Consider the following 21,749-nt stretch of genomic DNA (forward strand, 5'->3'; position numbering starts at 1 on the left):
CGTCCTGGTTTATGGTGGCAATGCCGCCACCCACGCGCTCAATGGCGCAACCAGGACGGCACCTTGAACCGAACAATGGCCAAGTAAGCTGACACATAGCTGATCACAAACAGGCAGCAAAAACCCATCAGCAGCCATGTGTTGTTCCAAAACAGCACCGCCGGCACGACGGTGAGCAAGGTAAAGCCCCAGAGGTACGGCGAAGTGCGGTTGTTGCGCATCAGCACCCGGCGGGATTCATCGTCATGGAAGACCCCCCGCACGATGCGGCGATAAATCAGTTGGTGAAAATGCAGCGCATCCGCCACGCCCGGCGAGATGCCCCGAACCGCCTTGCGGTAGATCGAAAAAATGGTTTCCCACACCGGGTAAATTAACAGCAGCATCGGAAACCAGGGCGACACGTCGGCATTGCGCTGCACCAACGAGATGCTGGCCAGAGCGATCACCACCCCCCAGATGTACGCCCCCCCATCCCCGGCAAACAACATGCCGCGCGGATAGTTCCAGATCAAAAACCCCCCGGTAGCCGCAGCCGTGGTCACCAACAGCGCCGCCAGCGCCCGGTCCCCCACCTGCAAAGCCACATGGGCCAGCGCCAGGCAGACGATCAAGGCCACCATGCCCGCCAAGCCGTTGTAGCCGTCGATGATGTTGAAAGCATGCGGCAACCCCGCCACGGCAAGCAAAACAATGCCCACGCCAATCCACGGGGCAAATGCCAATAAGGCATCCAGCCAGGGCAGTCCCAGCCGAGGCAATGTCAACCCTAGCCCCCAAACTGCAACCGAGCCAGAGAGCCCCGTCAAAAACAACCGATAGCTGACGCGAAGACGCTGGGTCATGTCTTCCGCAATGCCCCCCAGTGCCGCAGGCAACAACACTGCCAGCCACCACAGCACCAGACCAGACCCCAGGCGCAAAGACCCTGGATCACCCCATACGGACTGCGCCACCCCCAAAAGCCAACTGCCCCCCACCCCCAGCAAAACCGCCAGCCCGCCCAGGCGCGGCACATGCCCCAGATGAAACCGCTGGGGCATGCCTTCGCCGTAATGCTCTGCATGGTCGTGCGCCCAGCGCACCACCCCGGCAGCAACGATAGCGGAGATCAAAAAACCAAAAAAGGACAGCCAAATCATGGGGGGCTGATCCTACCCCCGCTTGTTACATCTGACTGTAACAATTGGCGCGCCTGCCAAAACACGGGAGAGCACCAGAGCCTCAAAAGGCTTCGGATATGCCACGAGAGATGCCTCAAGCTTCGCCCACTAGCCCGCTGACCGACATGCTCTATCTTGGCCTGTGCACAAACCAAAGTCTTGCCCGAAAGACGCAAGCGAAGGCTCAAATCAACATCCTCGCAATACATGAAATACGACTCATCAAAGCCACCCAACGTCTGCCAAGTGTGTTGAGGCAGCACCAGACATGCAGCATTAACCCAGTCCACACGGGTCTCCACTCGGCTCCAAGCCCTACGGAGTAATAAAGACCAAGGAGTGGGCAATTGCCTCTCCCCCGCCTGTAAACGCCCAAGTCCATCCACCTGTTGGGGATAGACACAACCAACACCCAGTTCTCCGGCCAGGGCTACCATTTCCACGAAGGGATCTTGCCCACGCAGACCAACGTCAGGATTCAAAACCCCGACAAATCGTTCAGAAGCCCCCTCAAGGGCACGATTGTGGTTGGCACCAAAGCCCATTGGATGTTGGTTCATGCGGACATCCAACTGAAAAGGCCAGCCCCCCGCTGGCGGAATGGGCGGCGGCTCCGGCACATTCAGAGTGAGCACGACCCGCGTAACAGACATTGAGCACAAGCGCGCCAAATCCTGCAGCAACGCCTGCACCAGCTCCCGATGTCCGTGGCTTACCAGAGATAGCACCAGCCCTGTAGATGCCCATGTTTCATGCGCCATAAGTCCGTCATTGTTACAGCTTTGCGCAATGAGACTCCAATCATCGAACGCATCCCGCCCCGGCAGCACAGACACGGCGGCGATAATCAAAGAATGACGCATTCAATTGAGGACTTGCACGTTTATCTTCGCAGCATCAAGGCAGATGAACGCACATCGCTATCGGTACTGGCCAGTCTGGTGCATCCGGAAGCCGTGGTACTGGATCTAGGTTGTGGCAGTGGTGCCCTCGGGCAGTATTTGAAAGAGCACCGCAGCTGCACCATGGACGGACTCACGCTGAGTGATGCCGAAGCAGAGCATGCCCGCCCTCACTACCGCAGGGTCGAGGTCAGCGATTTGGAGACCTGCGATCTCCTGGAGATGTTTTCTGGTCAACGATACGACTACATCATCTGCGCAGATGTACTGGAGCACTTGCGCAAGCCCGAACGGATTTTGCAAGCCTGCAGGCAACTGCTGAGCACGGACGGCAAGTTGCTGATCTCAGTGCCTAACGCGGCCTATTGCGGCCTGATCGCAGAACTACTGCAAGGCGAGTTTCGTTATCGCGAAGAGGGTTTGCTGGACAAGACCCATCTGCGATTTTTCACACGGCGATCGCTCACCAGATTCCTGAATGAGCAGAATTGGTCACTCAATGCGTTGGACGTGGTGACTCGCGAATTGCCTGATTCCGAGTTTCAAACTCGATTTGACAATCTGCCGCCGGCAGTGGCCAGGCACATGCTGGGAACACCCGATGCACTGACCTACCAGTTCATTGGCGTTGCACGCCCCATAAGCGACACCGGCATCTCGCCTCCCAGCGAAACACCGTTGCCTACGGCCAAAGCACTGTTCACAAGCCAGCTTTACCTTGGCACCAATGGTGAATATGCAGAAGACAAGAAACTCACGGCCACTGGCGTCATGGGCGAGGGACGTCAGACACTGACATTTGAGCTCCCTGGTAGAGATTTGAATACCCCCCCAGTAACACATCTGCGGCTGGACCCAGCAGATCGTCCGGGGTTCGCGCATCTTTACGCGCTGACCTTGCGAGGCGATCAAAACCAAGTGTTATGGCGCTGGACCCCCACAAATGGTCTACCCACACCCACAGACGTGGAGGCGCATCAACAAATCGTCTGGCAAACACTGCTTCCAGCTGCTAGCGGAGCCGTATTGGTTCTGCTGACGGGTGATGACCCTTGGTTCCAGATATCAATTCCTAGCGAAATACTTGCGACAGCAACGCAAAATTCACCCCACATAGCACTTGATGTCGAAATGGGTTGGCCAATGTCTGCGGATTACCTCGCACTTTCAAGCCAGGTATTGCCACTACAAATTGAAAACAGCGGGTTAAAAAAACTTGCGGATCAAACTCGACAACGCGCTGACGACATTGCGTCCCAGCTTGGGGATACACAGTCCCAACTCAAAAACCTGACGATCGAGCTCCAAAAGAAAGAGGGATCTCAGCTTGCGATGCAAAAAGAAAAGCAAGAGCTGGTTGCCCACCGACAAATCCTGATCTATGAGCACCAAAAACTGTCCAAGGAATTTGATGCTTTGGCCTCTTATCTGAAGTCGATAGAGAATTCCACAGTTTTCCGAGCAACGCGTCCACTGGTTAACATCAAAATGAAATTGGATCAATGGTTGGGACGGACACCATCAAAATCCAATCCAGCAATTAGCGAGAGGCCAGCAACCCCTATCGCGCAGCCAAATCACCCCGTTGACATTATCGTTCCGGTCTATCGCGGTTTGGCAGACACTCAGCTATGCATCAACACGGTATTGGCCAGCGATAACAAGACGCCATATCGTCTGATCGTGATCAATGATGCAAGCCCCGAAACAGAGGTGACTGAATGGCTGCGCGCTAAAGCTGCCGACGACCATCGGATTGTCCTTCTGGAAAACGAGGCAAATCTGGGATTTGTGGGGACGGTCAATCGAGGAATGGCCTTCAGCAAAGACAATGACGTCCTGCTACTGAACAGTGATACAGAAGTGGCCAATGATTGGCTGGATCGCATTCGCCGAGCCGCGTACAGTGACGCAAGAGTAGGGTCCGTCACGCCCCTGTCGAACAATGCCACGATTTGCAGTTATCCGAATTTCTGCAAAGACAATGAATTGCCTCAAGGCCACACCACTCGCACCTTGGATCTGCTGTGTGCAGCAACCAACCCTGGAGCCGTGGTGGATGTCCCCACGGGGGTAGGGTTTTGTATGTATATACGTCGAGACTGCCTCACAGGGGTGGGGCTTTTCGACGTTGCCAATTTTGGCAAAGGCTACGGCGAAGAAAATGACTTCTGCCAACGAGCGCACTCCGCCGGCTGGAGAAATCTACATTTGCTGGACACCTTCGTTCTACACACCGGGGGTGTAAGTTTCGGCGCCAGCAAAAGCCCTCGCGAACAAGCCGCAATGGAAATTTTGCGTCGGCTACACCCAAGCTACGAGGCCGACGTCATGGCTTTTGTGCAAGCCGACCCCGCACGCCCCTACCGAACAGCATTGGATTTTGCCCGCATCCAAGCTTCTCAACGCCCAACCGTTTTGGCAATACTGCATGATCGTGCCGGTGGTACTGTCAGGCATGTACGGGAGCTTGCCAAACATCTGCAAGACCAGGTCAATACCCTCACATTGACACCATTGCCCGGGCAAGCAGTGAAGCTTTGCATGGCTGCAGAAGAGGAAGCGATGGCATTGCAGTTTTCGCTGCCGTCTCAATTGGATGAGCTACTTTTAGCCTTGCGAGCCTTGCGTGTTAGCCATGTTCATTACCACCACTTGCTTGGACATCAAGCCATAGTGCGTGATATTCCGGCATTGCTCGGCGTTGCATATGACTTTACGGCACATGATTTTTACAGCTACTGTGCACGCATTTCACTCACTGATAACAGTAATCGCTACGCACCAGAGCCAGCACCCGGTAAATGCGGGTGCTGCCCAGACCACAGTGCAGCACCCGATGGGGGCACCATGGCCCAATGGCGGGCAGCCAATCAAAGCTTTCTACAGTGCGCTCGGAATGTCATTGCACCCAGCATAGACACGGCGCGAAGAATAGCGGCCTTCGCCCCCGATGCCAACGTAATGGCCATACCACATACAGATCTGAAATCGGCCATTCCACCCGTTTCAGTCAAAGGCATTGCCTCCGGCGAACGCCTCAAAGTAGTGGTGCTTGGGGCACTCAGCACAATCAAGGGTGCCGATGTACTAGAAGCCGTAGCCCAACTGGCTGCCAAGCAAAAAGCACCCATCGACTTCCACTTGCTTGGGTATGGGTATCGCCATTTACAGACCCAGCCCAAAGCACACCTCACGGTGCACGGAGGGTATGAAGAGGAAGAGCTTCCGCAGCTTTTGGAGTGGTTGAACGCAGATCTGGTGTGGTTCCCCGCACAGTGGCCAGAAACCTACAGCTACACGCTCAGTGCTGCGCTGCAAGCAGGGCTTGCCATTGTGGCACCCGACATTGGGGCATTTGCCGAGCGGCTGGAAGGCCGTGAATGGAGCTGGGTCGAACACTGGAACCAGACTCCTGCCGATTGGCTGGCGTTTTTCACGCACATCCGGCAAGTGAATTTTGTGCCCCAACACTCACCCAAACCGGTAGAGCACGCAACCGCTGCACGCCATCACACGGCAGAGCCTGCAACCACAGCATGGGCATACACCACGGATTACATGCGCAGCATGGCCACCACCCCGCTGGCGCCTGCCGAAGTGTCGCTGGACTTTTTCCGGGCACACATGCCAACACTAACGCCCGCACAAGAAACCCGCTCCAAAGCGCTGCAAACCCTCGTGTGGCTGCGTTCTCTGCCTCCTTTGCGCGGCGTGGCCCGGTGCATTCCACGGCACTGGCAAACTCAGGTGAAAAACTGGCTTCGCGCTTAGCATGCTGGCAGCGCCGCCCGGTGGCGCCGCAGCCACTGGCCTACCGCTTTGTAGCTGCTAGCGCTTATTTTATAAGCGCTAGCAGCTATCAATATATGAGCAATTCAGAAACAAACTGCGGTAAATCGCAACACAGACTCGCACCACCACGGCTTCACAGCACCATCGGCATATCTACGCAGTGCTTTAGCCACCTAGCGCTTACGGAATAAGCGCTAGCAGCTATAAATTTAAGAGCATCTAGCCTTTTACGATGTGATCCGTAGTGTGGGCACCATCGCGTGATCGGGCCTGTCGCGACCTCAGGGGCTCAGTCCTTGCGTAGCAGCAGGAAAATCTCGTTGTTCACCAACCAGTCGCGAGGGTACTGCGACAGCAAACCTTCGGGCACCTCAAGGTCCACGGTGCGCCGCTCTTCCCGGGCAACGCTAAAGCCTGCACCCTTGGCGAATTGCACCAATTCGTCCGCTGTCAGCCGGTTCAGCGCCTTGTATTCATTGAAGACAAACCGCTTGTAGCCATCCACACCAAAATCAGCAAAGCCAAAATCTACTTCGGCCGGGTCGATCGGCCCCTGGTGGTTTTCGATCACCTTCCACAACTCATCTTCCGTCGCCAGCAAATGGTGCCAGGGTGTGTCGTCGTAGCGGCGCAGGTGCGAGCCATACGGGGAGAAATACAGCGGCTCGATCTGGATGAAGAAATAGCCTCCCGGACGCAAGCAAGCGTGCAAATCGGCCAGGATGGTTGCCAACTGGTCACGCCGCACATGCTCGAAGGTGGACCAACTCATAATGCCGTCGTATTGCACACCCGCCTGGGCCAAAGCATCGCCCGACTGGATGGTTTCAAACGTGAGCGCCACGGGCACACGCTGCATGCCCAATTGCTCACGTGCAATGCGTGGCAGCTTTTGGTACTCGCGCCGCACGTCCACCCCATGGATGGAGGTGGCGCCATAGCGCAGCGCCAGCGACAGATCGGTAATGCCATCACCACAGCCAAAGTTCAAAAACTGCGACTTGGGTATGTCCAAAACGCTGCCCACCCAGTGGTTCACCACATCGGCGGCGTACTCAAAATGGGCTCGAAACCATTCGTCGGTGATTTGCCCAGCATCCCAGGGCGCGACCCCCAGAAGCCGCTCTTGCAGGCGCGCGATCAAACCCATGAATAACCTCCTATGGATGCCGCGCCACCGCAATCCCCAGCGCGCTCCGTTGTGTTTTACTGCTTGCGCAGCACGTAGGCGTCTTGGTGGTTCCAGAAATGCACCAAGGACTTGTGCACCAAACTCCCAGCTCCCACCGTCTCAGCAATGCGCGCCAGCACAAAGGGCTCGGCAGTGAAGGCCGTGCCGTATTCCTGGCCGTCGATGGCGTTGGACTCGCTCGAGGGAGCGAAGAAATAGCCTTCCTCATCAAGCGTGACATGGTCAAAGTTTGCCGCCTTGATCCCGTGGGTGGTGAACACCAGCAAACCACCGGGCTCCACCGCATCCCACAACACCTTGAGCCAGCGTGACCAGGTGCTGCGCGGTAGGTGGCTGAACAACGACAGTACAAACACCAGCCCATAGCGCCGGGGCCATTGCACCTGCTCAGGCACACTGGCAGACATGAAGCCTTGCACGCCAAAGGTTTGCGTTGCAAAGCCAACGGCATCGGGCACCACGTCAGACACCGTGACCCGGCTCGGCCCCAGCACCTTCACCAGGTGGCGGGTGAATCGCCCGTGGCCGCTGGCAAACTCCAGCACGCTGGGTGTCTGCAGCAAAGGCTGACCCACAGCCTCCAGCAACAGCATCAACTCCGACAACGTGCGCCACCCGTCTGCCAGGTAGTCGCGCAAGGGGTTGGTGCTGGACGCGTGCCCGGCAAAGAAGCCAAAAATATCGTCTTGCGGGGAAATGGTGCAGTCCAACCCCATGATGTTGCGAAACGAGCCTACCAAGTCGTTGGACTCGATCAGCGCGTGGGCTTGCAACAGCGTGTCGCGCTCGCTGCGGGCGCGCGCAAGCACCTGGGCGGCACCCGTGCGGTCACCCTGGCCCAACAAAAGAAGCCCCTCTTGCAATAGCTGCTGGCCTGCACTGGGGGGCTGGTCTGGCTTGCAACCCAAAGCGGGCGCATGTGCATTGCCGTCCATGCGGCCTTGTTCATCGTTCATCTTCTTCTCTGCAATGTCTGTCACTGTCTATAGGGCCAAAGTGCCCCAGCCCATCAACTCCAGTGGTGGGGCAAACGCACCAAGCCCGGCAGGGGCTTGGGAAAAATAAACCGAAAGTGCATGAACTGAAACCACTCGTCGTACACCGCCAGCCCTGTCTCGTCGAACAAAAACGCGCTGATCACGTAGTCGCCGCTGTGCAGCGGAAGGTCAGGGAACGTAAGCACCGAGCACCATGTCCCATCGGGCTGCTGCACCGGGTGCGCGCCATCCTCATGGGTTGCCAGCGAGGTGATGCCCACCCCTTTGGACTGCTCAATCATGAACCCAATGTGCGGGCGCTCTGCACCCCGTCCGCGCGCCTTGATCGTGACCACCAAATCCTGGCCTTGCAGTACAGCAGGCTGCCCGTTCTGAGGCTCTGCCAGGTTTGAAACATCCACGGACAAAATGCAGGCACCACCACCGTCGGCGGTAGCGACGGAGGCAGCAGGCGATGGAGCGGGCTCCACAACAGCAGACACTGCGGCCCCACATGAACCCGCAGATTCGGAGCCTACAGGCAAAGCGGAGGCTATGGGCTGCGCTGCCTCTGCCAAATCGCCCGCTTCTCGCTGGCGGGTGTACACGTCGTAGGCCGCCAACACCTCTTCGGTGCCACCAAACTGTGCCACCTGCCCGGCCTTGAGCCACAGGGCCCGGTCACACAAATGCCGGATGTGGTACGGGCTGTGAGAGCAAAACAAAATGGTGCACCCGCTGTTGCGAAAGGCTGTAATGCGCTCCACGCACTTCTTCTGGAAATGCTGATCGCCCACTGCCAATGCCTCGTCAATGATCAGCACATCGGGCTGCACCGCCGTGACCAATGCGAACGCCAAACGCACCGTCATGCCTGATGAATACGTCTTCACCGGCCTGTCTAATGCCTCGCCCAATTCGCAAAATTCGATGATCTCTGGCTCCAGCCGCTCCATTTCTTCGCGGTTGATGCCAATCAAGCTGCCACCGAAGTACAGGTTGTCACGCCCGCTGAAATCGGGGTGAAAGCCTGCGCCCAACTCCAAAATGGCGGTAACTCGCCCTACGCGCTCAATAGAGCCTTGGCTTGGCTGCATGGTCCCCGCCAACAATTTAAGCAACGAGCTTTTCCCTGCACCATTGTCGCCAATGACTCCAATACATTCGCCGCGCTGAAGTTCGAACGAGACATCTCGTAACGCCCAATGGCTGCGATGCGTTGCCCTGCCAGTCAGTAACGCGCGCAAGCGCGACCGTGGTGAGGGGTATAGCTTGTACTCTTTGCTAACCGATCGAACCCTAAGTACGGGATTCGCGGCGATGGAATATTGCGGAGCTTGCACTGTCATAACCAGTCTACCAACTGGTCCCTACTGCGACTTACCAGCACCGACAGCAAAACTGCGGCCAACCCCAGCCAACCCAAAGTTACCAACCATGCGCTCAAAGGGGCCATACGCCGCGAAGAAGAATCTCTTGGTAGCCCTGCACCAGCGAAGTCATAGGATTGAGCCACAAAACCCACCTCCATTTTTCTGGAAACATGGTAAGTGGAAAAAGGACCGGTGAGAGATAAATTCCAACAGACAATAAGAAGCCAACCAGCTGCACAGTGTCACGCAATGCGGCAGCCAATATGGCCAATATAAAACCCAGCAGCAGACTCAAAAGCACTTGCAAGGCTAAAAATACAGGGAAGGCCAACACTGCAATATTGAAGCGATGTGATGGCGCATACAGAATTGCAACAACGAGCAGCAAGGGCACATAAACAATGAGGCTTGCCAAGACAGTCCGGGTAACAAACAGAACAGGCGGTAGCGGATTTTTTTGAAGCAGCCCGCCAGCATCTAGCAAACTGTTCATGCCACGGGATATTGCGTCACAGAACGCCATCCACGGCAGCGCGCCGACGATAAGAAATGCACCGACCGCATGCGTTGGGGCACCATCACCCAGGCGCATAGAGAACACAACGTCAAATACCAAATAATAAGCAGCAACCGTAAGCAAAGGCTGCAGGTAAGGCCATAGTACGCCCAACACGGTACCACTATGACGGGCTGATACCTCTCGACGTGTAAGTCCCCAAACCAGAGTGCGGGAGCGCCACAAGGTTCGAGCTTCATCCATCAAAATCATCATAAGGTCACGCCACTCACAGTAGCAAATATATATTCCAGCAAAAACACCAAACCCGCCTACCGGGCGGGTTTGGTTTAGCTCATACCAAGCCAATAGGTATTGCTATTTAATTGGCCTAGCGAAAAGCAATTTAATTATTTTTGCGTGGGTGTGTTTGAGTATTCTGCTGCGAATGCAGATACTGCAGGTGCATTGATTTTTGCACCTTGTTGCAATTTTTGCGCTTCAGCTACCCGCGCCTCTTGAACCACAGAGCTTTTGACTTCCTTGATCAACTCATCTCGAACGTCTTCAAATGGTCGAATGCCAGCGGGACGCTTTTCTTCCAGCTGCAGTACGTGAAAGCCAAACTTTGTTTCGACAACACCGCTGAGATCGCCTTTTTTCTTCAAAGCAAACGCCGCTGTTTCAAACTCTGGCAGCATTCTGCCTTTTGCAAAGAAGCCTAAATCGCCTCCCTTGGCGGCACTGCCCGGGTCTGCAGAGACTTCTTTGGCCAGGGCCGCAAACTCAGCACCCGATGCCAATTTTTTCACGACCTCGTCAATTTTCTCGCGGGCATTGGGAGTTGTGGGACTGATCAGAATGTGACGGACCCGAATCTGCTCGTCTACCTTGAAGCGATCTGACTTCGCTTTGTAAACGGTTTGTGCCATTTTTTCGGCAGCCTCATCGGTAGGGGCTGCCGCTTTGTCCAATTTTTCCAAGTACGCATCAGACAGTACTTTGTCGCGGGCAATGCGCAGTGCCGCAACTACAGCGGGATCTTTTTCAAGGCCATCACTCTCTGCACGCAACGCCATGGCTCTGCGTGCGTACAAGTTGGAGGCGATTTGCGTCACTGTCTGCGGCTTACCCAACACTTGCGGCCGCATCTCAGCAGGCATACGCAACGCATCGGCATGCATGTCTTGCACCGTAATTTTTATTTTTTCACCTTCGACCAAGGCGTCATCAGCGGCCCAGACGGGAGCACACAACACAGCGGCAGCAACCAATACAGCGCGTGACAAGAAGGGTGAATTCAAGCTTTTCAGTGTTTGAGACATCGACAGTACGTTCCAAGCAGTTAAAAAAAAAGGCGGGGGAAGCCCCCCGCCTTTTCAGATCACATTGCTGTGATTAAGTGCCCACGAATTAACGTGTGAAGCGGTGATCCCAAGTGATACCGTAGGTACCAGATGTGTTGGCAGTTGCGCTTGGGTTAGACAGCTTGATGAAAGAAGAACCCAAGATTGGCAGACCCTTGCCGCTGTTGTTGGTGGACAGAACAGCCCAGCCGTTGGTGTACACGCCGGACACGTTTTGACGTGCAACAGCACCACCCAACACCGACACGCCGGAATCAGCGAAGCTCAGAACGCTGGTTTCGCCGCAGAAGCGAGTAGCAGACACTGTACCTGGAGAGAACACGGCACCGCTGGTCTTGGTGGTTTCTTCACGGTCATAGAATGTCTGAGCATCAGCGTTCACGCAGATAGCACCGTTGGTTGCCAGAGCAGTCGTGTTGGCTGCAGTGAACATTTCGTCGCCGAAACCAACAGCTGCCAAGTCCGAGAACAGGCGGTAGTCGCTAGCAGAAGTGCTGAAAGCACCGTTGCTGGTAGCTGCGTAGTTCGCAGCCACGTTGTAGCGACGTGTAGGCATAGAGAACACCCAGTCTGTCTTAGCAGAGATGGATGCATCGTTAGCGTACTGGTTGGTGATGGAAGTCACCTTGATCGCGTTCGTCAGATTGGTAGCTTGTGCCAGAGGGCGCAGAGCTGGGGTAGCGCTCAGGCCAGCCAGAACCGTGTAAGGTGTGGACAAGTCAGGCAGGTCATAGTTCGCAGCAGCAATCTTGGCACCGCTCACAGTAACGCCAGCAGCGTCCTTGGAGTCAGTACGGAACAGAGGGTCTGCCGAGAAGTTGATGGGGCTGCCATTGGCGTTAGCATTTTGTGGGAAGTGCACAAAGTTACCACGACCAGCGTTAGCACCGTTCATTGCAGTGATAGCGGTAGCACCACCGGAGAACGTTGTTGTTTGGGCAACGTTGATGATGTACCAGTCACCGTACAGACCTGTTGTAGGCGTGTTGAAACCAGCAGCTGCTGCGGAAGCTTCAGTTGTGTGGTTCACCAGGGTTGCATTCAACACGGAACCTGTGCAAGGTGCCACGCCGTTCACGTGCTTGATAGCCGTGTACAGAGAGCCTGTTGCATTGTTCACAGGAATGTCAGCCATGTTGAAGATTTCAACGTAGCCTTCACGTGTGTTGTTAGCCTTGTCAGCAGCGGTCAGAACAGAGTTCAGACGGTCTTGAACGAAAGCTTGAGCAACGCCCTTAGCCAGAGTAGGCAATGTGCAAGTTGCGTCGCCAGTTGTCAGGGTAGCCACGCCATCGGCACCAGCCGACACAGCAGCAGTCCACACGTCGCCAGGCGACATGAAGACTTGGAAGTCAAGAATGTCGTCAGAGTTCAAGGCGCCGCGGAAGCGAACCTTCACAGCCTTACCGTTTGTTGTGTCAGTGTTCACAACGTGCAGAACGGTCATGTTGCCGTTTTGAGCGTTGAAGTAAGGAACGATCAGCGAGTGACCGATACCGCCTTGCGACACTTGCAGCGAAGTGGCGTCAGTCGTGGTCATTGTCGATGTGCCGTTGAACACGCCAGTGCCAGGAACCACATCAGCAGAAGCGACGCCGGCAAAGCCCAGGCCACCAATCATGGCAGCAATGCTCAGGGCCAGAACATTTTTTCTCATATCAAGAACTCCAGTTAAAAAGTTGGTAAGCGCAACTACCACGATTGATTACGCTAAGGTATGGTAGCACAGCGCGCGAGAGGCATGTCCAGCACAAGGCATCCAAAAAACCCCTCTTGTTGAAGAAATGCAACACTAGTTGATGCGCAGCAGTTGCCTTGCTCGACTAGCGTACGGACCAGCACTCTCAAAGGTCTTGATAGTGCCACCACTGACCGTCTTCCAGCAGCCATGTCTCGTTCATGTAGGTTTCCACCTTGTCGAGCTTGAGCATGAGGATAGCGGGTTTCACACCCAATTTCATCTGCACCTCGCATTTTTCTGGCTCGCACACGACTTTTGACACAGATGCATCCACCACAGATACGCCAGCACCAAACTGCAGCTTGTACTGCTCAGCCGTGCGTACCTTGCGGTAGCCCGGCGTAGAAAACTGGTACGCGACCTCGTACTTCGCACTCATTCGCGCCTTCCAATAGTCCGTAGCGCGCTTTTCTACGACCTGCTCTGGCGTCTGCGTGCCAATAGATGCGCAGCCAGCCAGCCCAACAACCCCAGCGGCCAAGGCAAGCAGAGCAAGGCGACGATAGTGAGGGTACTTACTACTCATAGGATAAAAGCTCCACGTTGATCAAATTGATTAAAGTTCGCACAAGCCCAGTGCGAGAGACGAGCACAGAGGTGTCATACAAAGGAGCGGCAACCCCATTCCAGGCGACGCCAAGAGCCCGCAGCCACTGCGCCAGCGGGTTGCCCTTTTTTGCACAATTAGTTTGCAGTTGCAGGAACAAAAGGCTCCGCAGCTTGAGGCCGGTTTGCCTCTTTGTTGCTGGAAATGTCTTTGAGCCCTCGCAAGCGCTCCCGCAAGTCTTCACTGACCTCACGAATGTCCACGTCCGAGCGAACCACGCGAGGGGTGATGATGACCAACAATTCCGTGCGCACGCCAGTTGACACCTTCTCCGTGAACAGGTTCCCTACCAACGGAATATCTTGCAGCAGCGGAACACCGCTTTTCTTGTTGGTTTGGTTGTTCTTGATAAGGCCACCCAACACAATCGACTCGCCGGAGCGTACGGCCACCTTGCTGGAGATCTGCCGCTGCAAAAATGGCCGCTCGCCGCCGCCTGCAGTGGTTTTAGTGTCCGGTGAGCCGGCATCCGTTACTGTTTGGTCAATTTGCATGGCCACAATATTGCCTGCCGTTACCGATGGCGTGACGGACAAATTGACGCCCGTATCCTTGTACTGGATCGTGGTGGTTGTGGTGGTGCTACCGGTGGTCGGCGTAGCAGTGGAGCTGGTTGCCACCGGGATTTGGTCACCGACCGTAATGGTTGCAGTGTGGTTGTCCAGCACCATCAATGAGGGGTTTGACAACATCTTGACGAGTGACTTCTCAGCCAACGCGGACAATGTGGCCTTCGTCACGCCTGCGGCATTCTTCAATGTGTAGGTAAACCCTTGCGCGAGAGCCGGGATAGAGCCGACCGTGCCGCTGCCACTGTATCCCGACTGAGCGTCACCGCTGAATGCCCACTTCAACCCGTACTGCAGGTCGTCATTGAGTGTGACCTCAATAATGCTGGCGTCTATCAGGACCTGCGTCAGTGGCAAATCGAGCCGCTTGAGTGCAGCTTCGATTTTGTTGAACTCGGCGCGCGTGCCCCATATTAGAACGGAGTTATTGAGTTCGTCCGCCACAACACGAATCGTGCCAAGCGTGGCCGACACTGAAGCTTGCCCGGAGGCCCCTTGGGTATTGCGAGTGTTCGAACTGTTCAAGCCGACGGAGCCTGAATTGCCCGATCCAAGCCGAGTGCTGCTGGCGCTTCCAGCGGCGCTCCCGAAGGTATTGCCGCCGAATGCATTGCTCACCCCACTCTGTCCGAACGTATTGGACGCAGTGGCTCCCAAGCCCGGAGCAACGCCACTATTGGCAGAGCCTGCACCCGAACCGGAGCCACCAAACAAACCGGCCAGCACACCCGCCAGATGACGCGCATTTCCGTTTTGCACTTGATAGATATACAACTGAGGTTCGGACCCACCGTCACTGGGCTTATCCAATTTGTCAATCCAGCGCTTGGCCTCTTCAAGATAAGACGCACGCGGCGTCACGACGAGGATGCTGTTGATCCGCTCAATGGGCATGATGCGCAACGCACCAAATAGCGGGTTACCCTCCCCCAACGCAGCCGTACCTCCACCTGCGGCAGAGAGAGCGCCACCAGCGGCAGATACCCCAGTGGCTGTGGCTGGTGCAGAAGCAGCTCCACCACCGCTTACCAAGCGCAAGGCCGCCTCAACCTCCTTGACGGATGCGTACTTCAGGGGAAACACCCCGACCGACATGCCCTTTAGCAGATCCACATCGAAGGTATTAACCAGTTCCATCCAGCCTTCCGCCTGGGTACGCGTCCCCATCATCACGAGGAGATTGCGCACGGAATCCACCCGCACCAAGGCATCCGCAGACACCATGGGGCGCAAGATGGAGGCCATTTCCGCGGCACCGATGTACTGCAACGGAATAATGACGGCGCCATAGCCGGGCGCAATCACAGGGCTGCTGCCCCCCATCTGCCTCACAGAACCCGATATTCCTTTGAGCGCATCGGCTCGGCCCGCATGAAAGGTTCCACGCGCATCACGCACCAGTGCCAAGCCATTGGCCTGGAGCGCACTCTCCAGCAAAAACACCGCTTGGTCTGGGGCGATGGGGTTGCGTGTTGCCAAAGTCACCGTGCCTTGCAGCGGTGGGTGCATCACATAGTCCACCCCAGAATGTCACCCAACACAGTGCGGATGACCTCAGCGACTGGAGCCTCCTCAAAACGAAAGGAGACGGGTGCGCCACTCACCGCAGCGACGGCTTTGGGAGCGGCAATGACTTGGCCGCTCCCTCTGATGATGCGTGGCTCCGCCTCTGGAAGGGACTCAGGAGCAGGCTTTCCATCTACCGCGGCCTTTTCCCCAGCAACGCGCAGCTTTTCGGGCGGCGTTTGCGATGTCGGCTGGGGGCAGAGGAAGACTGCGGTGCAGGCTGAGCACTGACCGCAGGGGTAGTGGGCACGGGCTGCGCCTGAGCCAATTGACAGGCGGCAAGGACAGAAGCAGCAAGTACGTAGCGTGAAGAGTTCATCGTAAAAAACGGGTTGAATGTGGGCAACGCACTCAGCGTGACCCACCAAAAACGGCACGAGAACGATTCTCGGGAGCGGCATTGGAGCCCGCTGCCGGTGGCGGTGCAGGTGGCTGCTGTGCCGCCGCATCTCGCCCTGCGCCCTCTCTGGGTGGAGTAGCAGCTGGCCGCACTTGCGGCAAGCCCGAGTAGGTGGCAAGGGCGGCTCTCTGCAACGGAACTACACGGGTCTGGCCGCTCTTTTCAAAGGAGGCCTGTGCACCACTGACGGACTGCAGCTTCCAGCCATCCAAATAACCATTGAGTGCAACCCTGCGATCTTTGCCTTCGTAGAAGATGATGATGCCGCCTCCCGCCTGCCCCTCATACACACCGGTGAGCTTTGCCTGAGCAAACCAGTTGACGGGTTCGGGGGACTCCACTTTGGGCGGTGGTGGAGGCGGGGGAGGCCGCCGGGTCACAGAAAAAAGCGGTCGCTCAAGCATACGCAAGAACTGGCTGGTGTCACTCTGGCCGGGTCCCGGCAAAGACGGAAGCAGCGCATGCAGGTCTACTTTGACAGACGAAGGGGGTTGCCACTGCATGTTGCGCAGCTCTCCCCCAGGCGTGATCCACATCCAGCAGATAGCGCCCAGCAGCAACAGGTTCAGCACCACAAGCAGTGCAAGTGCGTTACGCCTCATTTTTGCCCCCGCAAAATACTGAAACTGAACTGCACAGCCAAACGCGGCGATACCCCGGCAGGAAGGGTTTGCAGCCCCCCTATCGGCTGAACCTCCATGTCCTGGATCAAGATGAGGGGCAACTGAGTGGAGAGCACCGCCAAGGCGCTTTCAAGGGCCAACAGCTCACCTTCTGCACGAAAAGACAGAGGAATGCGCTCAAAACCTTTCTCAGGCTTGGGTGGCAAGACTTGGCTGCTGCTGATCTGCAGACCTGCGGCCGTAAGGATCTCGCGGATGCGCTGCTGCGCAGCATTTCCAGCCTGCGCCGCATCCTGAGAAGCTGGGTACACGTACTGATCGCCCGCCTTGCGGACATGCTCCAGCAAAAGAGCAATATCGGACTCTTGGGCAGCAAGCCCCTTCAGACGCGCGTAACGTGGCTCCAATTGCTCCAAACGGGCACTGGCGCCTTGGTGCTTTTCATAGACATAGAGCCCAAGCGCCACCAGCGGCGCCAAAACGAGCAGCAGACTGACCAATAAGGCGAGCTGGCGGCGGTTTTTCTGCATGTTCATGGCTGCCCCCCTTTGCGTGCGGGCGCCGTCGCAGGAGACGAGGCCGCCGGTGTCGGCGCAGCGACTGTAGCCCGACCACCAAAAGTAGCACCTCCACCAAAAGTGGCTCCCCCACTGCCCCCCGTTGAGCCACTAGGCACAGGTACAGGCGGCTGTACACCGGCTGCAGCCTGAGGATTGCTGGCAGCAAGCGATGCTGCCGACGCAGGTTGCACGGGTGCAGAGGCGGCCTCCACAGGCGCTGACGCACTGGTATCTGGCGATGGCGCCACTGCGCTACCCAATCCCGCAGGTGCTGCCAAGGGCACCGTCTTGATACCGAACACCTCCGGATCCAGCACCAACTCCACGGAAAACACCTCTTTCCCGGTGATTCCAAAACGGGTTGCCGCCGTGGGCGCGTGCACCTCTTTAAAGCCCGGCACTTCTCCCAGCAGTTGCATCAGTGCAGAAGCATTGCCCGTCTGCCCACCGAAAGAAAGCTTATTTCCTTGGAGCTTGAAACTTTGTAGCGCGACATCGTCAGGCAGCACTTGCGTCAGCTTGTCAAGCACCAACAAAGGCTCGATGCGTCCATTGGTCAACTCTGCCAGCGCACCCAATGAATCGACCGAAGCCATGAGCTGCTCTCGCTGCCGAACGGCCGAGGCCGACTTCGCAGCGATATCTTCATAGGCGGCAGCAGCGTCCATCGCACGAGCACGCAACTGAATGGAGGGCGTGACTGCAATCACCGCGGCCCCTAGTGCCAGTCCGGCCAGCAGCATGAAGCCCCAGCGTCGGCGGCGCGCGCAAAAGGCTTCGCGGGCAGTCTCGCCGTAACCAGAAAGTATTGCCGGCGCCCCGGCGCCACCAAGCACCCAGACTTCGGGCGCAGCCTTGGCCAACGCGGCCGAAACACCCGCAGGCAGGGCAGCCAGATACTCTGCGACCTGCTTACGCGAGGCGATGACGAGCTCCAACAGCCCCCCTCCGGAAAGACCTCGGCCCTGACTGCTGTATCCCCAAACCAAATCAGCAGAATCAAATGGACTGGCACTGCGCGCCTCAAGGGTCATGGCGGCTATCGCGTCTTCATGCGCCATAGCAGGCAGCCGCAAGGATCTGCGAAGAACATACTCGTCAGGCAACTCCACCGCCGAGAATTGCGGAGCAATTCGGGCGCTGGTTTTTTGCCCCCCCTCCCAGATCGACTGCTGGCCGTCGGCCTGGTGCAAAAGTACTGCAGGTTGAGGGGTGAGCCACGCAAACACTGGCCATTGGTGCACATTGCGCCAAGGCTCGCGCATGTCACGCCACAGCAAGGCAAGATCAACGCCCAAAAACCGGGCATCAGAGGATATGAGAGACATGAATCTTTCTGTCAGGGACTTGAGCGAAGCGAAATGGGCTCAACCTCGCGCTGCATATGAAAGGTGGTCCAGGGAAATCCATCGCGAGAACGAGGGTTGATATCCACGTAGCGCGTGACGAAGTAGGCGCCGCCGTCTGCTGCAGAAACACGGGCCTGCAGCCGATAGCGCCGGACGGTTCCTGAACCAACAAAGGCAGCATCCAGTCCGGTCATGTCAATCCCCGGCTGGCCCGACTGACGACGAGCGTCGATCTGGCTGACCAACTCGGCATTGCCCCCTGCCAGCACCTGCAAGACCGCAGGCGGCGCGGCCAGGGGGTTCACCATGCCACTGCTGCGTATGTCGGCCGTAACGAGGCCAGAAAGTCTAGCATAGAGGTCGTAATTGACCCCAGGCACGCGCATGAGATCTTCCACCGCCTCAAACCGTCGGGGAACACCTTGCGCCGAACGCTGTTCACGGTAATCCACGATGGCCTGAGCCACCGGTGTCGCAGCGCCTTCGGCCAAACCGCCTGCGACCGTCAGCAAACGCACAAGCAAAGGAATCTGGGCACTGTTGATGTCCACCAACCCATTGAGAGGCATGACCTGCACGCCAATCTCTTGGCCCATATATTGGACTTGTACCGTGGTCATGCGATCTACCGGCTTCGGCTCCGCGCCCATCTGCTGCAGCACCAGCTGGATCGCGGCATCCCCCAAAGCACTGGCCTGGGCACCTTGCCTCGCCAATGACAACATGCGAGCCTCGTCGCGCACGGAACGGCTCAAGCCGGTGACGATGATGGAAAGCGCCATGACAATCCACAGCACGGCAACCAAGACCACACCACGGCGGTGGATCACCCGCCCGCCAACCGCACGACGGGTTGAGCGAGAGGCAACAGACGATTGCGACACAGACAACATGCTCAACGCGACCCACCAAATGTGGCCATGCCTGCGGCAAATGGATCGCTCCCAATCAAGGGGCGCATGGCCACCACCAGGGGAGGCCACACTCCACCATTGCGGGTGGCAAGCGACACCAGAACATGGGTGGGCACGCGCTCTTTGGACTCCCATGCGGCTTGCCACTCAGATTTGTCCAGCCCAGCATCCTGGTATTGCAAAGAGAAATCCGTCAGATCACGCACCAGCACCTCGGTGGTTGCACTGTCCCAATTGGCAGGTAGTACAGGCTCATCCATGGGCATGAACTGAAGGAGCAGAGCCCCAGAGTTACCAGAGTTCGCCTGACTCAATCGGAAAAACTGGCGACCCGCAGCACCGTAGCGGGCAGGCATGACACCGACCCAGACCAACTCCTTGGAATCGGCGCGAAAGAGAAAGGGACTTTCATCCACCGACGTGATGCCCGCGCGCCGCTGGCCGGAAACGCGGCCCAGCACAGACTGCAAAAAGCCTGATGTCACCCGAAGTTCGTCGTTGCGGGCGAGGCGTTGGTCCACACGCTCCTCCGTCTGGGCCGTAGCGCGCAGCGCTGAGCCCATGGCAAGCACCAGCAACGACAGCAAGGTCATGGCCACGAGCATTTCCACCAGGGTGAAACCGCCTGAACTGCGAAGTTGCACCTGAGGCCGCCAGGAGGAAGCACCGCGTCTCATAGCCTTGCACCTCCTTGGGCGGGTTTCTTTTGCGGGCGCAGGGTTACCAATTCCAGTTGCCGAATGCGCCCCCCCTGCGGCCAAGAAACCACCACGCGGATTTCGTGCAGGGGCGTGGCGGTAGGGCTGTTGACTTCCGTGGGATAAGGAGCACTGGCCACACGCCAGTCAAACCCCGCCACCTGCCCCGCTTCGGCCCAACCCTCTTCAGGGATTGCATCGCGCATGGCCAAGATCGACTCCGCCAGCACGGTGGCACGCTGATAGTGCTCCATGTCTCCGACAGCCCGGACGCTGCCGCCCGATGCGCGATAGAGCATGCCCAAGGAAATGGCCATGATGGCAAATGCCACCAGCAATTCCAAAATGGTGAAGCCACGTTGACGGCGCGCAGACGATGTCACGGCAGGAGTGCCTCCTGTGTGACACGCCCTGACAGCCAGTCCACGCGCAGCCGAGTGCCTGCACCTGTGGCCCGCAGAATCTCAATACTCCCGCCAGTGGCCCCACCTTGGGGCAGGAAGCGGATGGCGGCTACGTTCTGGGTGGTCTCGGTGCTCGCCACCGTGGCTTTGACATCCAATGAGGTTGGCAGCACTTTGGGCGCGGCACCATCCACCCGATACAGGCGCTGGCGCATGTCCAGCGAGAAGCGTACTTCACGCCCCTCGGTCAGCGCCTTTTGCCGGGCTGCCCGCATCTGCCCCATCATGGTTCGCACGGTGTCCCGGTATTCGGATGAGGCTTTGAAGCGGTCATATGCCAAGGGCGTCAGCGCGGCCAGCATCGCCATGATGGCGAACACCACCAGCAGCTCCACCAAGGTGAAGCCGCCCGGGCGTTGCAAGCCCCTGCGCCGGTCAGAAAAAGCTGCGGCTGCGTACACGACGGCTCCTGTTGCACGGCACCCACCGGGCCGCTCCATGCAAATGACTCAGGCCTCAGGGCTTGTTGCGGATGTCTGCAGCTTCGCCCTCGCCCCCGGGGGCGCCATCAGAGCCAAGCGAGACGATTTCAAAGTTACCGTTACCAGGGTTTGCATAACGGTAGGCATTGCCCCAAGGGTCTTTGGGCAGTTCGCCCTTGAGATAGGGGCCGTTCCAGCCATTGACGGAGCCTGGGCGCTTCATCAGCGCCTCCAGCCCCTCTTCCGTCGTGGGATAGCGGCCCACGTCCAGCTTGAACAGCTCCATCGATTTGTCGAGATCGGAAATCTGGACACTGGCCGTTTTGGACTTAGCGCCACCCAACTGGCTCAGCACCCTAGGCCCGACCAAACCTGCCAGCATGGTGAGAATGGCCAACACCACCAGCAATTCGATCAGGGTGAAGCCCTTGGAGCGACGCACCGTAGCACGGGGCGTTTTGCCAAGAATGCGTTGAATGAGGGAAATTGCCATGAAGAGGCTCCTTGCACGAAATAGTGAAAACAGATGAAAGACGGACAAGACTGAGATGCGATGGGAAACCTGCGCGGG

17 protein-coding genes and 1 pseudogene are annotated in these 21,749 nt (G+C 57.3%); 1 reads left to right on the forward strand and 17 read right to left on the reverse strand.

Annotation, left to right across the window (positions count from 1 at the left end; all coding sequences use genetic code 11):
* Positions 1 to 38 precede the first annotated feature (38 nt).
* The gene (locus EAG14_RS18625) at positions 39 to 1,142 is read right to left on the reverse strand and encodes a glycosyltransferase (protein WP_099657832.1); all 1,104 of its coding nucleotides are present in this window, start codon (positions 1,140 to 1,142) and stop codon (positions 39 to 41) included.
* Positions 1,143 to 2,017: 875 nt separating this feature from the next.
* Between EAG14_RS18625 and EAG14_RS18635 the strand changes: the two genes are divergently transcribed.
* On the forward strand, positions 2,018 to 5,839 hold the full coding sequence (locus EAG14_RS18635) for a methyltransferase domain-containing protein (protein ID WP_121729763.1): 3,822 nt from the start codon (positions 2,018 to 2,020) through the stop codon (positions 5,837 to 5,839).
* Between the two features lie 310 nt (positions 5,840 to 6,149).
* On the opposite strand, the gene EAG14_RS18640 is transcribed toward EAG14_RS18635, so the two are convergent.
* From EAG14_RS18640 to gspG, 16 genes and pseudogenes are all read right to left on the reverse strand, one after another.
* Complete coding sequence (locus EAG14_RS18640) at positions 6,150 to 7,010, reverse strand: cyclopropane-fatty-acyl-phospholipid synthase family protein (RefSeq protein ID WP_121729764.1); 861 nt, start codon at positions 7,008 to 7,010, stop codon at positions 6,150 to 6,152.
* 56 nt (positions 7,011 to 7,066) lie between these two features.
* Complete coding sequence (locus EAG14_RS18645) at positions 7,067 to 8,008, reverse strand: class I SAM-dependent methyltransferase (protein WP_240456841.1); 942 nt, start codon at positions 8,006 to 8,008, stop codon at positions 7,067 to 7,069.
* 53 nt (positions 8,009 to 8,061) lie between these two features.
* On the reverse strand, positions 8,062 to 9,378 hold the full coding sequence (locus EAG14_RS18650) for an ABC transporter ATP-binding protein (protein ID WP_121729765.1): 1,317 nt from the start codon (positions 9,376 to 9,378) through the stop codon (positions 8,062 to 8,064).
* Positions 9,375 to 10,174 (reverse strand): annotated as a pseudogene (locus EAG14_RS18655) (ABC transporter permease). The gene EAG14_RS18650 and the pseudogene EAG14_RS18655 overlap by 4 nt, the downstream one beginning before the upstream one ends.
* A gap of 134 nt (positions 10,175 to 10,308) precedes the next feature.
* Positions 10,309 to 11,223 carry a peptidylprolyl isomerase gene (locus EAG14_RS18660; RefSeq protein ID WP_121729766.1) on the reverse strand — a complete coding sequence of 305 codons (915 nt, stop codon included), beginning with the start codon at positions 11,221 to 11,223 and terminating at the stop codon, positions 10,309 to 10,311.
* A gap of 88 nt (positions 11,224 to 11,311) precedes the next feature.
* Positions 11,312 to 12,922, reverse strand: coding sequence for a cell surface protein (locus EAG14_RS18665; protein WP_121729767.1), 1,611 nt, complete (start codon positions 12,920 to 12,922; stop codon positions 11,312 to 11,314).
* 187 nt (positions 12,923 to 13,109) lie between these two features.
* The gene (locus EAG14_RS18670) at positions 13,110 to 13,532 is read right to left on the reverse strand and encodes a hypothetical protein (RefSeq protein ID WP_099657826.1); all 423 of its coding nucleotides are present in this window, start codon (positions 13,530 to 13,532) and stop codon (positions 13,110 to 13,112) included.
* A 158-nt stretch (positions 13,533 to 13,690) separates the two neighbouring features.
* Complete coding sequence (gene gspD, locus EAG14_RS18675) at positions 13,691 to 15,691, reverse strand: type II secretion system secretin GspD (RefSeq protein WP_240456842.1); 2,001 nt, start codon at positions 15,689 to 15,691, stop codon at positions 13,691 to 13,693.
* Between the two features lie 408 nt (positions 15,692 to 16,099).
* A complete protein-coding gene (locus EAG14_RS22945) occupies positions 16,100 to 16,723 on the reverse strand; it encodes a hypothetical protein (protein ID WP_162995856.1) in 624 nt (207 codons plus the stop codon).
* A gap of 23 nt (positions 16,724 to 16,746) precedes the next feature.
* Positions 16,747 to 17,307: a type II secretion system protein GspM gene (gspM, locus tag EAG14_RS18680; RefSeq protein WP_099657824.1), complete on the reverse strand. Its 561-nt coding sequence runs from the start codon at positions 17,305 to 17,307 to the stop codon at positions 16,747 to 16,749.
* Positions 17,304 to 18,659, reverse strand: coding sequence for a PilN domain-containing protein (locus EAG14_RS18685; protein ID WP_121729768.1), 1,356 nt, complete (start codon positions 18,657 to 18,659; stop codon positions 17,304 to 17,306). The genes gspM and EAG14_RS18685 overlap by 4 nt, the downstream gene beginning before the upstream one ends.
* A gap of 11 nt (positions 18,660 to 18,670) precedes the next feature.
* Positions 18,671 to 19,510 carry a general secretion pathway protein GspK gene (locus EAG14_RS18690; RefSeq protein ID WP_240456843.1) on the reverse strand — a complete coding sequence of 280 codons (840 nt, stop codon included), beginning with the start codon at positions 19,508 to 19,510 and terminating at the stop codon, positions 18,671 to 18,673.
* A 65-nt stretch (positions 19,511 to 19,575) separates the two neighbouring features.
* Positions 19,576 to 20,238 carry a prepilin-type N-terminal cleavage/methylation domain-containing protein gene (locus EAG14_RS18695; protein WP_240456844.1) on the reverse strand — a complete coding sequence of 221 codons (663 nt, stop codon included), beginning with the start codon at positions 20,236 to 20,238 and terminating at the stop codon, positions 19,576 to 19,578.
* A 29-nt stretch (positions 20,239 to 20,267) separates the two neighbouring features.
* The gene (locus EAG14_RS18700; RefSeq protein WP_121729771.1) at positions 20,268 to 20,675 is read right to left on the reverse strand and encodes a prepilin-type N-terminal cleavage/methylation domain-containing protein; all 408 of its coding nucleotides are present in this window, start codon (positions 20,673 to 20,675) and stop codon (positions 20,268 to 20,270) included.
* Positions 20,672 to 21,157: a GspH/FimT family pseudopilin gene (locus EAG14_RS18705; RefSeq protein WP_240456845.1), complete on the reverse strand. Its 486-nt coding sequence runs from the start codon at positions 21,155 to 21,157 to the stop codon at positions 20,672 to 20,674. Before EAG14_RS18705 ends, EAG14_RS18700 begins: the two co-directional genes overlap by 4 nt.
* A gap of 55 nt (positions 21,158 to 21,212) precedes the next feature.
* Complete coding sequence (gene gspG, locus EAG14_RS18710; RefSeq protein WP_121729773.1) at positions 21,213 to 21,671, reverse strand: type II secretion system major pseudopilin GspG; 459 nt, start codon at positions 21,669 to 21,671, stop codon at positions 21,213 to 21,215.
* Positions 21,672 to 21,749 lie beyond the last annotated feature (78 nt).

It is taken from the genome of Acidovorax sp. 1608163, from assembly GCF_003669015.1.
Lineage (GTDB): Bacteria > Pseudomonadota > Gammaproteobacteria > Burkholderiales > Burkholderiaceae_C > Acidovorax.